At 67.0% G+C, this 14,408-nt stretch carries 16 protein-coding genes; 11 read left to right on the forward strand and 5 right to left on the reverse strand.

Features of this window, described 5'->3' with window-relative positions:
- Positions 1–321 precede the first annotated feature (321 nt).
- Both BMZ18_RS02095 and BMZ18_RS19875 read left to right on the forward strand, forming a co-directional pair.
- The gene (locus BMZ18_RS02095; RefSeq protein WP_068362821.1) at positions 322–534 is read left to right on the forward strand and encodes a hypothetical protein; all 213 of its coding nucleotides are present in this window, start codon (positions 322–324) and stop codon (positions 532–534) included.
- Complete coding sequence (locus BMZ18_RS19875) at positions 531–1,532, forward strand: hypothetical protein (protein ID WP_068362818.1); 1,002 nt, start codon at positions 531–533, stop codon at positions 1,530–1,532. Before BMZ18_RS02095 ends, BMZ18_RS19875 begins: the two co-directional genes overlap by 4 nt.
- Positions 1,533–1,548: 16 nt before the next feature.
- On the opposite strand, the gene BMZ18_RS19240 is transcribed toward BMZ18_RS19875, so the two are convergent.
- The 5 genes from BMZ18_RS19240 to BMZ18_RS02120 form a co-directional block, all read right to left on the reverse strand.
- A complete protein-coding gene (locus BMZ18_RS19240) occupies positions 1,549–2,052 on the reverse strand; it encodes a hypothetical protein (RefSeq protein ID WP_139203729.1) in 504 nt (167 codons plus the stop codon).
- Positions 2,053–2,061: 9 nt separating this feature from the next.
- Positions 2,062–2,373 carry a hypothetical protein gene (locus tag BMZ18_RS19955; protein ID WP_244516374.1) on the reverse strand — a complete coding sequence of 104 codons (312 nt, stop codon included), beginning with the start codon at positions 2,371–2,373 and terminating at the stop codon, positions 2,062–2,064.
- A 598-nt stretch (positions 2,374–2,971) separates the two neighbouring features.
- The gene (locus BMZ18_RS19960) at positions 2,972–3,193 is read right to left on the reverse strand and encodes a hypothetical protein (protein ID WP_244516375.1); all 222 of its coding nucleotides are present in this window, start codon (positions 3,191–3,193) and stop codon (positions 2,972–2,974) included.
- Positions 3,194–3,241: 48 nt separating this feature from the next.
- Entirely contained in the window at positions 3,242–4,696 is a 1,455-nt protein-coding gene (locus BMZ18_RS02115; protein WP_082895010.1) for a hypothetical protein, read from the reverse strand.
- 38 nt (positions 4,697–4,734) lie between these two features.
- Positions 4,735–6,009, reverse strand: coding sequence for a hypothetical protein (locus tag BMZ18_RS02120; protein ID WP_139203732.1), 1,275 nt, complete (start codon positions 6,007–6,009; stop codon positions 4,735–4,737).
- A 352-nt stretch (positions 6,010–6,361) separates the two neighbouring features.
- On the opposite strand from BMZ18_RS02120, the gene BMZ18_RS19965 reads away from it, so the two are divergent.
- The 9 genes from BMZ18_RS19965 to BMZ18_RS02180 all read left to right on the forward strand — a co-directional run bounded on the left by BMZ18_RS19965 (position 6,362) and on the right by BMZ18_RS02180 (position 14,350).
- The gene (locus BMZ18_RS19965; protein ID WP_244516376.1) at positions 6,362–6,859 is read left to right on the forward strand and encodes a hypothetical protein; all 498 of its coding nucleotides are present in this window, start codon (positions 6,362–6,364) and stop codon (positions 6,857–6,859) included.
- A gap of 615 nt (positions 6,860–7,474) precedes the next feature.
- A complete protein-coding gene (locus BMZ18_RS19250; protein WP_139203734.1) occupies positions 7,475–8,092 on the forward strand; it encodes a hypothetical protein in 618 nt (205 codons plus the stop codon).
- A 689-nt stretch (positions 8,093–8,781) separates the two neighbouring features.
- Positions 8,782–9,132 (forward strand): hypothetical protein, encoded by a 351-nt coding sequence (locus BMZ18_RS19255; protein ID WP_139203737.1) that lies wholly within the window; start codon positions 8,782–8,784, stop codon positions 9,130–9,132.
- 466 nt (positions 9,133–9,598) lie between these two features.
- The gene (locus BMZ18_RS02150; protein ID WP_068362803.1) at positions 9,599–10,159 is read left to right on the forward strand and encodes an NHL repeat-containing protein; all 561 of its coding nucleotides are present in this window, start codon (positions 9,599–9,601) and stop codon (positions 10,157–10,159) included.
- A 125-nt stretch (positions 10,160–10,284) separates the two neighbouring features.
- On the forward strand, positions 10,285–10,932 hold the full coding sequence (locus BMZ18_RS02155; protein ID WP_139203739.1) for a hypothetical protein: 648 nt from the start codon (positions 10,285–10,287) through the stop codon (positions 10,930–10,932).
- 494 nt (positions 10,933–11,426) lie between these two features.
- On the forward strand, positions 11,427–12,032 hold the full coding sequence (locus BMZ18_RS20135) for a cold-shock protein (RefSeq protein WP_068362794.1): 606 nt from the start codon (positions 11,427–11,429) through the stop codon (positions 12,030–12,032).
- 104 nt (positions 12,033–12,136) lie between these two features.
- Complete coding sequence (locus BMZ18_RS19975; protein WP_244516377.1) at positions 12,137–12,751, forward strand: hypothetical protein; 615 nt, start codon at positions 12,137–12,139, stop codon at positions 12,749–12,751.
- Positions 12,752–13,231: 480 nt separating this feature from the next.
- Positions 13,232–13,615 carry a hypothetical protein gene (locus BMZ18_RS02175; protein ID WP_068362791.1) on the forward strand — a complete coding sequence of 128 codons (384 nt, stop codon included), beginning with the start codon at positions 13,232–13,234 and terminating at the stop codon, positions 13,613–13,615.
- 168 nt (positions 13,616–13,783) lie between these two features.
- Positions 13,784–14,350, forward strand: coding sequence for a hypothetical protein (locus BMZ18_RS02180; RefSeq protein ID WP_074921706.1), 567 nt, complete (start codon positions 13,784–13,786; stop codon positions 14,348–14,350).
- Positions 14,351–14,408: the final 58 nt, after the last annotated feature.

The raw sequence follows: 14,408 nt of genomic DNA on the forward strand, positions 1-14,408 counted from the left end.
CGGACCAATTGTTGCCGAACGCATACTCGGAGCGAGTGGCGGTCTCGGCCTGGTACAGGTCGATCGGCCAGGCATTGCTCAGAGCCCATACGGCCACCAGTGCAGTCCCGGCAATTGCACTCGAGCGGAGGAGGATTGGGAACGAGAACGACACGTGGTCACCCTACGGCCCCGTGTCTCGTCAGCGCGCCGTCATCCACAGAAGGCCGTTCGTGCGCGGATCGACGGTGATGTAGAAGCCCGCTGCGCAATGGGACGGCCAGCAGAGGCTCACCCGCCCGTGGGTTCCGAGCCAGAGCAGCGGACCGCACTGTCGTTCACGTGCGCACACCCCGGCTCGCGCTTACGCTCATCACCATGGGCAATCCGCGCACCGCCGCCATCGGTCTGTACCTACTGGCCGTGATCGTGCGCGTCCTGACGTGGTCGGGGACCTCAGCGGTTCAACGCAGCGCGGATGTCGTCCTGCTTCTCCTGGCCGGCGCCGTCGTCGCGGCGATTCTCTCCGTCGGGTACCGAAAGAGTGAATCGTGACCGAATGGGTGGAAGTCCTGCGTGCCCTCACCACACCGAACGACGCACCGCTGCACGGGACCATCCGAGAAGACCCCAATTCCCAGCGTGACCCGGTCACGTTCAAGACCGCCGGGTATCGGCCTATGTTCGTCCGAGCTGTGGACGACTGCATCGTCTGGCTCCACGGTCCCGCAACGCGCGTGGAGTACGACGGTGCCCCCGTGTTCATCACCGACGGCACCACCGCCTGGGACTTCACCCCCGACCCGCAGCGCCCGTTGATGGGGCCGTCGGATCGGGTGCACTACTTCGGCAAGAATCAGTTCCTGATCAAGCGACGCTCGGCCGCGGAATGGGCCGGTGACGACTTCACCAGACCGACCGGGCCCATCACCGAGGAGACGTTTCTCGACCGTCGCTGTTGGACAGTCGAACTCGCCCCGCCCGAACGCAAGCCGCACCCGATGCGCATCTGGGTCGACATCGAGACAGGCCGGATACTCGGCTACCGAATCGACGCGGTCGGCGTCGGCGCGCACTATGTCGACCTGACGGTCGGCCAACCGGTCGATTCCTCGATGTTCGCCTGGAATGGTCCCACACAGACGCAACAAGAGCGTCAGGACGAACTCCGTCGCCGCAGCGACGACATGAAAAGGCATCAGGCGCAGTGGTTTGCGGACACCGTGACCGCCGAGCGGCTCATCGCGCGCGTCCCCGTCGACTTCACCCCCACCACCGTGCCGGTTGCGGACGAAGCAACAGGCGCATTCGAGGGGCACAACGAGCACACCATGCTAGCCCGGAACCCACGGTCCCCCGACGGGAGCTGGGCACCCAGATGGGGCCCGCTGCACTACGTGTGGTCCACACCCGACTGGGACTGGGCGGCCGCGATGAACGAGGTCGACATCGACGACGACACCGTGCACGCGTTGCAGAACGCCCTCCACCCGGGCGTCCCCGTCGACCGCCAGCGACGCATCGATCCACCCCGCCGCGGCCGAGTCGATTGAGCCTCCCGATAAGCCCCTACGAGCTACCGTTCGTCTCGTTTGGGCCGACGGACCTGCCCAACAGCGTTCCCAGAGGAACCTCGATCTCGCCGACGTGAATGCTGCGTCTCCTCGAGGTGTGCCACCCCTGCGCCGCGGCCAGGACCGCACCCAACAGCGCCACCGCCACCACAGAGAATCCGATGCGGCCCAACATGATCAGTGATCCGACGCCGAGTAGCACCAGTGCCGCCACGCTCCCCCAGCGCGCGGCCGGGCGCGGCCACAACGCCGGCACCGCACACAGCAACGCAGCGCCCACGACGACCGCGGTCGCACCCCACCCGACGATGTCGAGGGTGGACATCATGCAGGTGGCGGTGGCGTCGATGATCTCGCACGAGCTCACCTGGTACTCGCGAATCGACCCGGCGACGACACCCACCGCGGCGACAATGGCCACGATCGAGGCCAGCACCAACCACGCCCACCGCGCCGGTGCCCCGGCAGTTGACCTTTCGCCGTGCATCGCCGCTGTCATCGCCTCAGCCTAAGCCGGTGGCTGGTCGTCCTCGACCCAGTCGAGCCGCTCCCCGTTTGACTCACTCACCCACAGGCGGACATCGTCGGCGACGATCCTCGCCGCGTCGGTGAACCAGTACGTCTCGTCCGGTGCCCACCCGGCGATGACGCTCGCACAGTCGTCGTCGACCGGAATCTCCGTCGTCGCAGCGGACAGGTATCCCGCTGCGGTGAGGTGGACGCCGTCGTACACTTCGCCCACCCGCAACCAGTCCGGGATGACCCACCTGCCCGCCCGACCGGTGGTGCGGTACCACTCGTGTCGCTTCTGCGCCGTCACCTCGAGCGAAAATCGCCGGCACAACTGCGCCCACGCCTGTGGCCTGTGGCCCGTCGACCTCGAACACCCGAGCACCCTCCGCGACGGTGACGCGCCGCGACACCGCTCGCGGCGGGTCCGAGCTGTCCTCGACGAACCACAACCCCGCAGGCGTCCCATCGGCCAACAGACGAGACGAACACAGCGTCGGCGGCGTCGACCACCACTCACCCCCAACGCTGGCGGTGGGATCCGTGGGCCGCTCCCGCAGGGCGCGCTCCTCCTCCACTGCGGTGCGAACGGACCACTCGGACAACACCTCCGCCGCCGGCCGCCCCACCGCGGAATCGTCGAGAAGGTCCGCGTCACCGAAGCTCCATCCCACCGCCCACTGCTCGTTCAGCGCCGCATCCGCCGACCACCACTCGGTCCACGGGGACTGCGCGACGTGCTCGGCGACCCGCCGCAGCGCTCCCCGCACGGCATCGGTCGCGGCGAGAACGTCCGCGCCATCCGGTTCCTGCCAGTACCGCGCTAAGTCCATCGAGAACTCCATCGCTTGCCGCACCGCGGTCGCGGTCATCTCCGGCAACACCACGCGGGTGAGTCGGTCCGCTACTTATTCGGCGGTCACTACCGTCCGCCGCACCTCCTCCGCACCGGGACCGAACATGACCACCCCGGAGCCCCGATCGACGTCGAGGCGATACGCCGCCAGGAACACCGCCCTGTGAAACGAGTTGTCCGACTGCACCTCCGACAACCGTTCCGCCGCATCTGCATATTCGAGCAGCAACCGTCGAGCACGCGGACCCGCCAACAACGTCTCGACCACACTCATCGCTTCACCATCCCAGACAGACGACGACGGCCCCCACCGATTGCCGTGTCACACGAGTCGCGCAGCGATACCCGCCACGTCGATCACCTCGGGGTCGGCCATCACGGGGCTGTCCGTGCGGAACCGGCGCACCGCACCGTCGATGACGAACACCTCTCCGTCGGCGCCGGCAGCGACCCGTGCCGTGTGTGTAGAGACCGGCACACTCGTCACCGGCTCGAGGCTGGCCGAATCGTGCACGGTCAGCACCCAGGACGCCCGCGTCCGATCCACCACGACAGGTCCTGGCAACGGCCACCACCCGGCCGACGTGCCGTTCGGGGTGGGCGTCACGGTCCAGGACAACTCGTCCGTTCGACCTCCTCCGACGGGGTGTCTCGCGAAGATGCGTTCTCTGCGAACGCTCAGGTCGGACTCCACCACCCCGACGTCTGCACCGTGCACCAAGCGCAGCGCATCGCCCATCAGAAAGGGCTTCCGGTGCCGGTTTCGCACCAGCGGGATCGCCGATCCGACCGTGCATTCGCCCGAAGACGACACCCGCACCAGATGCAGCTCCGACCTCCCCCGTGGAAGCACCGCCGCGTAGACGTAATCATCCACCACCACGATCGAACTGACATGACCGGCGACGGCGGCAAGGTCGACCGGTTCGCGACTGGGCGAATACTGCCGCCACACCGCCGTGCCCGTGCTCGCGACCAGACTCTCACCGGCCGCGGCACCGGCGACCACTGGCTGATCGTCCACCCGCACCGGATCCGCACCCTCGGTCACCCAGAACGTGCCGTCCTGGCCGGTGACCCAGCATCCCGACGGGGTCGCGTACACCCTCCGCGGTGTTCCGATCGCCCCCGGCAGTACCACGCGAGTGGCGCGGTCGTCGGCGTCGATGCGCAGCACCACCGGCAACGCGGAATCCACCACCCACAACACACCACCCGCGACACTCACGTCACCGGGCACCAGCTCCGGCCGAACCGGCAGCGCCGGAACGTTGTCCAGGTCCAGATCGACCACGACACTGGTCTCCATATCGGCGCTGTCTCCGTCGTGCTCGGTGTCCCCCAAGCCGAAGAACCGCGGAGCCGTGTCCACCTCACGCAGCCGGTAGTGACCGGGGACGGAATACCAACCCCCGGCGCCCCGGCGCTCGTACCGTTCGGACGCCATCCGCACTCGCGTCACCCGGCCGCGGAACCGACCTCGCATGTCGGGCCCGAACGACCCCCAGAACACCCCGGTCAGGTCGACCTGCCCGGTCCGCGGAACGGCACCCCGCCACGACGCCGTCCACCCGTCCCCACGCAGCAACCCCGACCACTCCCACCGGCGCGAAGTCTCCTCGCCGGTGTACTGCCAAACCGGGGGCCGGTCCGATGCCACCAACTCCGCCCGCACCCGCACCGCATGCGGTGCATCGGCACCGGCTTCGATGAACTGCAATGGCCCGGCCAACACTTCGCCGCGGCGCGGCACCGCGATCTCACCGTCGCCAATCACCCACGAGTCGATCCGAACAACCAAAGTACGAGGACCGGTCACGACCGCTCACCCCGCACGGACTCGGCGTTCCCATCGGCGGGACTGTCGGGTTCCGGATCGTCGTCGGTGTCGGGGGCTTCGGCGAACCAGGCACCAACGGTGATATTGGCCAACACGGCCGCAGTCGCCGGGTCGTCCTCGGGCCGCCGCTGCACCCACACCGCCGTCCCGACCGCCGCATCACCGACGTCGACGGCGGTCGTCTCGTTGCCCGTGCGGCGCAGGAACCCGCGGCGCCCCGACATCCACTGGACACCGTCGGCGTCGGTCACCATAGCCGGCCGCCGACGATGTCGTTGCACCTCGAACACGGTCTGCCAATCGGTCACCTCCCGCAACGACTGCGTCGCGGGGTCGCACACCCACAACGCCACCGCATCGGCCGGCCGACGAATGATTCCGTGCCGTCGATCAGCCATAAGTCGATCCGACGTCGACCCGACCACACACACCTGCCCGTCGACGAGGACACTGGGCTGAGCGCCGCCGGCGCACACACGCTCGTCGGTGACCGTATCGGCACCGTCGACGACGACGCGATGCACGTCGTGCATTCCGACGATCCAGCATCCGTCGTCAGCAGCGTGTACGCGGCGGGTGAAGTCGCCGCTCGGCTCCTCGATCGGCAACGGCAGCAGGACCTCTCGCACCACCGGCGGATCCTGACGCGGGTCGATGCGCAGCACGGTCGGGTCCGATCGGTGCATCACCCACACCACCCCGGCACCGGCATCGATCGCGCCCGGGTCGAACGGGGTCCGATCTGTCGGAGGGTCGCCCAACTCGAGGTCGACGAGCACGCCTGTCACCCCGCGGTGGGGCAGGCCGTCGTTCGGGAAGGAGAACGGCTCGAACTCGACGGGAACCTCGTCCACCGCGTTCAGCGACTCGGTACCACCGACTTCTCGCCGCCCACCACCCTCGATCGGATCCAGGCGGACCTGCACCGACTGCAAGGACGACACACGGCCGCTCACCGCGACCGGGCCGTTGGGATCGTTACCCAGAGTCGCCACGAAGTACCCCTGGACCGCCACCCGACCGGAACGCGGCGCATCCGACCGCCACCCGGCGCTCCACCCCTCGCGGTAGAGCAGATGCCACCAATGTCGCCTGCCGTCACCGCTCTCGCGTGGCGCCATCCCGTAGGCAGGAACCGCGAACGCGGTCAGCGAATGGTTCAGTCGCGACGACGTCCCGGTGATCAGCTCGGCGAACACCTCGACGTCGTCACCGACGGACGCCCGCGGAAAAGACCCGTCCCCGATCACCCACCACGGCACGAGAATGCGGAACGGTGGGAGTGGTGGCGAAGATGCTGCCGCTGATAAGGATTCGGACGGTACGAAGTCGTACATGTCGAAGCCCCGAGTAGTAGGAGGAACGCCGCACGACGGCGGCGGACTCGGGGTCACCTTAGATGAGGGTATCTCACGGGTACCGGCGACGACCATAGCTGAACCTCGTGCGAGCGGGACGTGGCCATATCGGATCACCGCTGATCTCGCCGTACACGATATGTTCCAGGCGCTCTCCTGCTGTTTGACTACGAGAATGGTCCTGCAAGTTCCGAAAGACCCCGCGCCGGCCGCGTGGCTCACCCGTTCAGGAATCGCGTGGGACGTGCTCGCTACCTTCGGACCGCACACCCTGTACCCGGCGCACGCCCGCCTGCGATACATCCCCGACGACGGCGACGCCCCGAGGCCGGAGATTCCGCCGCGGCCCCTCGGCGAGCAGGGCGACGGCCCCGTCATGGCCGAGCTCTGCGACATGCTGGCCGCGGACACCACCACGCCGCAACTCTGCTACTTCTGCCTGTGGGAGGGGTGGCCGGAGATCGACGAGACCATCACCACGGGTCCACCCGTCGTAGCCATCCCGAATCGCACCTACCACCTGTTCTCCGGCCCTCTGAGCGACGTCGGACAGTGGTGCGCCCAGCCCACTCCCGACATGCCGCCGGCGGCGTTCATCTGGCCGGCCGACCGTGCCTGGTGTGTGGCATCGGACGTCGACCCGACCTGGGCCTTCATCAACGGATCCGGGGCGACGATCTCCCGACTCGTCGCCCAGACCCGACTCGACATCGTTGCGGCCGATCCGCCACGAACTTGCTAAGAATGGGGGCATGGAGCAGCAGCGCACAGAGCTCGCCGAAGAAGACGTTGTGAAAGGTCAGTGTGTTGTGTACGTCGGACCTGACAACGCAGAAGAGATATACGAGGACTGGTCGCGTCCTCGAATCCTGACTGCGGGTCATCCCGGGAAGATTTACGATCCGTCTGTTCAGCACATTCGTGTCGAGTGGGTTGGTCTAGAGCATGAGCCGATCAGCTACGCCACCGGCTTCTGCACCAACCGATCGGAAGTCGGGCCAGAAGGCCGGGCGTTCATACGTGGTCTAGCGAAAGTATCTGCCGAGGAGTACGAGGAACTAGCGTCGAAGGTTGTGCGAGGAACCCCGCGGGGAGGAGTTTGATTCTTACGCTACCGGCGCTATGAAGCAGACCTCTCGTGGAGCGCCCTAGTGGTCACCTCGTACGTCCCAATGTGACAGGGTGCGAAGCGCGCAATCGAGGCGACGATCGCACATTCTCGGCAATGTTCCGTGCGCCGCACACACATCGAGGACGATCCCGTCCGGTCGAACGACAGAGCGGAATCCGAAGCCTACGTCCCGGTCGGCGTCGTCGACGGCGGTCGTGTTGCGGCCGTCGCGGATAGGGTGAGTCGATGGGCACGTCGCCGTTTTCGCACGAGCGCGTCTACGCCGCGCTGACCGCCCCGCCGACACCTGCGGGCCAGCGTCCTGACGCCCCGTCGTGGTGGGAAGCCTCCGTCGTCGTGATCACTGCCGTTGCTGCGGCAGCCTGCGCCGTCCTGCTGTACTCGCTCACCCCACCAGCGGCCATGATTTGGCTTCTCGCCGCATCCGGTTGGCTACTGCTCGTCCTCGGTGCAGTGTGGCTCGTGCTGACGATTGTGGGATGGGTTCGGTTCCGAGCGTGGAAACTGTCGTCGATTGCCGTCGTTGTCGTGGCTGCGACTGTGGTCCTGGCCGGCATGTCGGTGCCGTTCACCGTCGGGTTCGCGATGTCGAGAAGCTCACTTGCCGAGGTCGCAGTGGACTGCGCCGCACCCGGCGGCGGCCGTATCGGGGTGTACGTCTTCGAGGGCCTCGAGGCAGCCGACGGTGGATGCCTGATCTACGTCGAGGGCGGAGTCGTCGACCAGGTCGGATTCGCCTACCTCCCAGACGGTGCACCCCGCCTCGGCCCACCCGCCGGCGAACAGGAGATCGGCTACGCCGAACTCGACGGCGATTGGTACACCTTCCTGCGCCGATTCTGAGCACTACGACGTCAGGAGTGAATGCCGCTCCCGCAGGCGTTCATCAGCCGTCGGCCTTGGGTGACTCCGGTCGGGCGACGGTGCGGAAGACGACTCCCGGGTGGCGGTCGCTGCCGTACTCCCATCGGATGGTTGTCGTGGGCCCGCTGCGGCGAGGCCGCACGCTGACGGCGCGATAGTCCTAACCGTCCTGCCGCACTCGCTCCCACTCGAAGTCCACGGTCTATCCCACGATCGGACCGTGAACGCCAGTGCGGGAGATGTGAACGGACTCGTTCCTGCGTGTGGGAGGCAGGGTGATCGCCCACAGGTGGCCGACGTGGACCCAACACCCGCCGGGTGTGTCGGGCGACTCCACCACGCCCCATCCCTCGTCCCCCCACATTGCGATGACACCGGTGCTGGTCATGACCTCACCCTAGGTTCTGAACCCGACGAAACGGACCGCATGGCATCCTTGGTGCATGGTCGACCGAGACGAGACCGATGTGTCGGTTGACACGAGCGACGCCGGAACCGTCGACATGTTCGTCTGCGACGCGCAACGCCGTTCACGCGATGCTTCTCGGGTGCAGTGGGTTTCGTTGTCTCCGTTGCTTCTCGTCGGCCTGTGTCTCCCGGTCGGTCTCGTCGTCGCCAACTCGCGAACGGTCATCGGTGACGCGGTCGCCTGGTGGATGCTCCTCGGCGTGTTCTCGCTCGTGGTGTTCATTCCACTCGCCGTGGTGGGATCTCTCGGGGCATCCGCACTTCGCCGCGCTCGTCCGTGGCTCGGGCGGTGGCTCGGTTCGATCGGCGCGACCGCGGCGATTCTGACGTATGCCTCGTTCGTGTTCTCGGTTGTAGAAACCGTTGTCGCCCCCGAAATCCGTGATCCGAACAGCTGGGGCCCTGTACTCACACCCGGCGCTGCGGCGCTCGTCGTCCTTCCCTACGCGATCGGGGTCGCCGCCAATACCTCTGTGCTCGTTCGCTTGTGGCGACGTACGGGCACGTTCACCGATCGCGTCCACAACGGCACGAGGGGAGCAGCACCCTGACTGCGGTCACCGCGCGCTTCGGACACGATCAACACCCGACCGACAAGGAGCCTCGATGAAACGCGTTCTGCCCCTCGCGCTTGTCGTTCTCGGCTCGATCGCATCACTGATCGCCTATTTTGCGAAAGACACGTTCCTGCTGTGTGATCGAAATCCCCGTCCGACTCGACCTCACCCCGTTCTGGGTCGAGGTGCCGGAGAGAAACACGGGCGAATTCGTCGCATCTCTCGGGCCCCCCGACAAGCGTAGGACGGGGCGGCTCATGCGCCGCCGACGCTCGCCCGAGCCGTGGGCGGTGAGATCTCCCCAGGAGCAACGGGCATGGTCGACACCGGATTTCGACTGGATGTGCGAGGTGACAGTGGGCAGGATCGACGACGCCGGCCTCGCCACGTTGCAGCAGCGGCTGCACCCCGGTGTGCCCGTGACCGGGGCACCCGAGCTCGTCGCACCGCCGGAGACGTCATGGTGAACCACGCCGGGGACAGCATGGGAGCCCGCCGCGAACCGCGGATGCTGCGGCCACGATTCGTGTTTCATGTCGCCGGCCGTGTGTGGGTCGTCGACGAGACGCAGCCGGTGGCGGCACTGTTCGACCCACGCACCGCGGAGTTCGAGACGCTGACCTCGTGGACGGAACTCCCGGCCGCTCCACCCGGCGGGCGCCCCTCGTACCTCGCCGCCGACGACACCGGCCTCTGGGTGCAGAACGACCGAGGTGGTCCGCTCGCACGCGTCACCGCCGACGGCATCGACCGCGCCGAATACACCGACGGACGCGCCCTTCTGGGAGCGGGCCGGTCCGGCGCATGGTGTTTCACGACGCACCGGAGGCGACAACCCGCCCTCGCGCGGACGGCGGACACACCGCCACCGCCGTTCCCACGGCAGTCGTTCCTCGTCGCGCTCCCCGGCGGCGGAACCCGGACCGTCCCCGTCGTCGATGCCGGTGTCGTCTCCGTCGAATCGGACGAGAGTCACCTGCACATCGGACTCGAGCACCACCCGTGGTCGCGAACCCGGTAGCCGGCCGCGCACCCGACAGCCCTGGCTTCGAGGCAGCATTCGCGTCGTCGGTGTCGAGCATTCCGCTGCACGGCCCCGTTCCCGCACGCATCGAACCGGGCACAGCACATCGGAACGAACGCACGGTGGGATACACGAGCGAATACGCCAATCTGACCTACAACGAAGCGCACTACCGCAAACGCGCGTCCGACGGCGACGTGCGGTGGTACTGGGGCCTCGAATCCCGGAGGAGCGCCACCACCGTCATCAACGCCTACCGCGGCGACACCGTGGTGTTCACGACGAAATGGACCGAACTTCGGGTTGTGGACGGTACGGCAGCCGGCGGACGATTGTGGGCGATCACCCGCCCCGACCAGGCCGGCGCCCGCGGCGTCACCGTCCTCGACCCCAACGGCGACACGACACCGATACCCGCCACCGCGATCGACGTCACCGATCACCGTTGGCCCCTCGGCCCGCGACCCCTCGACCATGCCTCCTACGTCCGACATTGTCTCGGCCAATCGGGCGCACTCTCGTGCCCCGACGGCATTACCGATTTCACTGCGACCTACGAAGGGGAATGGCCGCACGGGCAGGTACATGTCTCCTACCGCCACGCCGACTATCCCGGCCTCACGCTGACAGCCCGACGCAACATCTACGACGAGAACGGCGCCCGGCTGGATCGCGCACCCGACTACATCGCCCATTCGCTCGTCGAACAAGCCGGCACCGGCGCCTATCCCCCGGTCGATCGTGCCGTCGACGGCGTTCTGTGGATCTGAGCCCCCACCGCCGCGGCAGTCGACGGCATCGGCCGGATCTCCAGATCCGCTCACTGCCGAATGAATAGTGCGGTTTTCACCGAACGATGGCTGGGTCGAACGCCTTCCGGCCCGGTCGGCGGTGTGTGCGATGGTGGACCTATGAAGCGGCACGCGTTGTGGACGTTCGCAGGAGCTGCGGTTGGTCTTGTCCTGGCAGCGCTTCTCGCGCTGCTGATCCCGGCAGGGAGAGTCGACTACGCTTTCGTCGGCGACGACGAGGGGTCGGCGCTCCTCGATTTCGCGGGCCCGATCGTTCCAATGGTCGGAGTCGTGGCGGGGGCGGTGGCCGGCCTTTTGGTGAGCAGGCGGCGGTCTCGGCGTAGCTGAACCAGCGGCCAGGCACCAGGCAGGTCCGCTCCCACACAACGCACACCCATGGAACGATGCCGGGTGTGTTGCACCGTGTGCGTTAACGCTCCTTTTACTATTCTTGAGAGTCCTATGCTGATTCGATGGTGTCGACAGGTGTAGTCCGCGAATGGCATTTCGCCGACCAGTGGGGCGTCATCGACTCGGACGACACCTTGGGCGGCGCCTACGCAATGTCACACGCAGTGCGCGTCGAGGGCGTCGCCGACCTCGATCGGTCGCCGGCTCTCGGCCTTCGCCCCGGCACGGAGGTCGACTTCGAATGGAGCACCTCGGACGAGCCCATCAACGGCATGCACTACCTCGTCGAGCGCGTCTGGCCGCGCGGTACGACCGCGCCAGCATCAGAGGGGGCGTTTCATACGAGCCTCTGGCTCAGCGTCGACGGCCCCGGCCCTGACGGGCTGACCGTGATGCAGGAAGAATTGGATCGCGACAGCGCGAAGTCTCCCCCACTCGAACCGCTGCGGTTCTTCACCGCCACAGGTGCGGTGCGTACGTGGCACGACGAACACGGCTGGGGCGTACTCGATTCCGACGCAACTCCGGGCGGGGTGTGGGCGCATTTCTCCGCGATAGTCGGTGAAGGTTTTCTGACTCTGAAGCCCGGTCAGCGGGTCGAGTTCGACTACGAGCCAGCGATCCAGGACGGGTTCTACTTTCGAGCCGTGACGGTCCGGACGCTATGAGCAGATGGCTCTGGAGCCGAGCGGCCATGGAAAGGCGTCGGCGCATTCAGCGACTCTGCGCGTCGCGTTCGACGCGCTCGGCACTCGCCGGGTCACTCGTCGTTATGACGGCGGCGGGGTGTTCGAATCCGTTCGTCGACCGGATCGCCTTTCGGCCACCCACGGCGGTGGTCACGTCGTCTCCGACGTGTCTCGCGGAGAACATCGTCACCGATTTGACCGGACTGGGGCCGTGGGATCCGGCACTTGCCGGCAACGCACCCGAGCCGGGCTACCCGCCCGCCGACTTCCGCGTGGTCGGAGCGCTGCGTTGTGAACGCGGAACCGACGCCAGCGGAATGAGGACCATCGACTCGGTGCGTTTGGAGGGCGACGTGCTCTCCGTCTTCTCGGCGTTCAGTGCCGACTCGTTCCGGTTCCCCGACGGGACTTATGCAAGCTGCATCAATTTCGGCGTGGCCCCGGTGGGCTTGTGGCTGGTCGACGACACAGGCGCAGCGTTCCGTCCGGCGTGGCCGGCGGACCCGTGCAACCTGCAAAACGCCCCGTATCTCGCCCTTCGACACCTCACCGAAGTCGGACGGTCCTCGCACCCCAACGGACTCGACGACCGGTTCGCCACAAGCTGCGAACAGGATTCCCACGCGGCATCATTCGAGCCGACAACGGCGGACGACGTGGCCGCCGCCGAAGAGCCGAGCGAGAATACGGCCGCGTAACCGCTCCCACACTGACGCTCCCCGTCGACGACGTCGACGCACTTGTCGTGTGTACCTACGAGCCGCCCGACAGCGAACCCTCACCGGACGGAGGGGACGTGGTCGCCGGCACGCGCACTGTCCTCGACCGAGGCAGCAGTGCGGGACTCGTCCGATCGATCGTCGATGCTCCCTTGGCCCCGGCCTGCAACCTGTTCAGCACCCGCGTCGCCTCCACCGAACTGGTACGCCCGGACGGGTCGGGATCAACCCCCGTGTCGTTCGAACTCGACGGATGCCGCCGGGTCGCCGGACTCGGGGACTACCGCGTGACACCGCCGGCCGCGCTCACCGCCCTATCCAGCGCCTCGTGATCACGAACGTTCGATCGGGGCATGCGTTTTCGACACCCTGTCCTGGCGCGCGTCCAGGTCCGACGCGGACGCCGATCTCGTACCGGTCCGCCGGTGACCCTGCGCTCCCTTGCACTACGGTGACCCGATGACGGCATCCGGGACACCGAAATTCACCTGGCGCGGTGAGGTCATTGGACCCCTTGCCGCCATTGCGGCGGTACTCGGGACGCTCGTCCTCGGCTTCTACGCGGCGATGTGCGCGGCCGGCTTTGCTCCGGACTTGCACCCGGGTTACGCCGTCCCCTCCCACCTTCGGCGAGGCACCGACCTCCCGCCGCCGCCGACCAGTTACTGGGTCATTTTGTGCGCGCCTCCACTCACCATCGCACTGCTCGGCGGTGCAGCCATGCTGTTCGCGGGGCGCGTTCGCTGGATCGCTTTCGTCGGGGCGCTGACTTTCCTCGTCGGGTATCTCCCGTTCGCAGTCTTCGTCGTCTCACTCGACATCGGGGGCTTCGCACCGACCTGAGGACGTACTGCAACCCCGACGCCCGAGTCGACGAAGTCGGAGGGACACCACCGGCCGTGTCGGCCCCCCGTGGTTGCGGCGTCACAGTCGGCGCCGACGACATCACCCAGCAAAACGCGCTCTCGGTAGTCTGCCCCCATGTCCAGTCGACTACGGGGTTCCGACCTCGTGGACACGGTGCCCGGCCGAAACTTCGTCGCCGGCTTCGCCCGGGACTTCGACCGAGACGCACAAGATCTGTCCATCAACGAGTTTCTTCGAGGCTTGTCCATGGACACCCTCCTCTGGGAAGCGCAGAAAGACATCAGCACGTACCTGTACGGCACCGGGATGGACGACGCCCTCCAGGTGAATACGCGCGACCCGGCGATCGTCGCCATGGCGGCGGCGATCGCCGAAGAACTCGGATCGCCAACGCGGGACACATTCACCTCACCCCAGCGACACTCGGGCCGAGTCGAGACGCTGGCGCCGCCGTCGGTCCGCAACAGGACAGGCTCAACCGAGGTCTTACCCGACGGCGCCCTGTGGACGGCAACTACCCTCGACGACGGCGTCGACACCTGGACCCATAGCCGTGAGAGCGAGCCCGAGTTCGTTTACGAACTCCGCTTCGCGCCGACATCGGTGAAGGTCGCGCGGATCGACAGTCACGACGATTGGCGGCGCCTGATCACCGCGCACACCCGACACGGTTCGGAGCTTGACCCGGTTCTCCGGACACCTGATCTGTAGCGTTGCTGCTGCAGGAGAGGAGTCCGAGCCATGCCCGCTGCACATCCAGAGGAGTTCC

The organism is Rhodococcoides kroppenstedtii, assembly GCF_900111805.1.
Classification (GTDB): domain Bacteria; phylum Actinomycetota; class Actinomycetes; order Mycobacteriales; family Mycobacteriaceae; genus Rhodococcoides; species Rhodococcoides kroppenstedtii.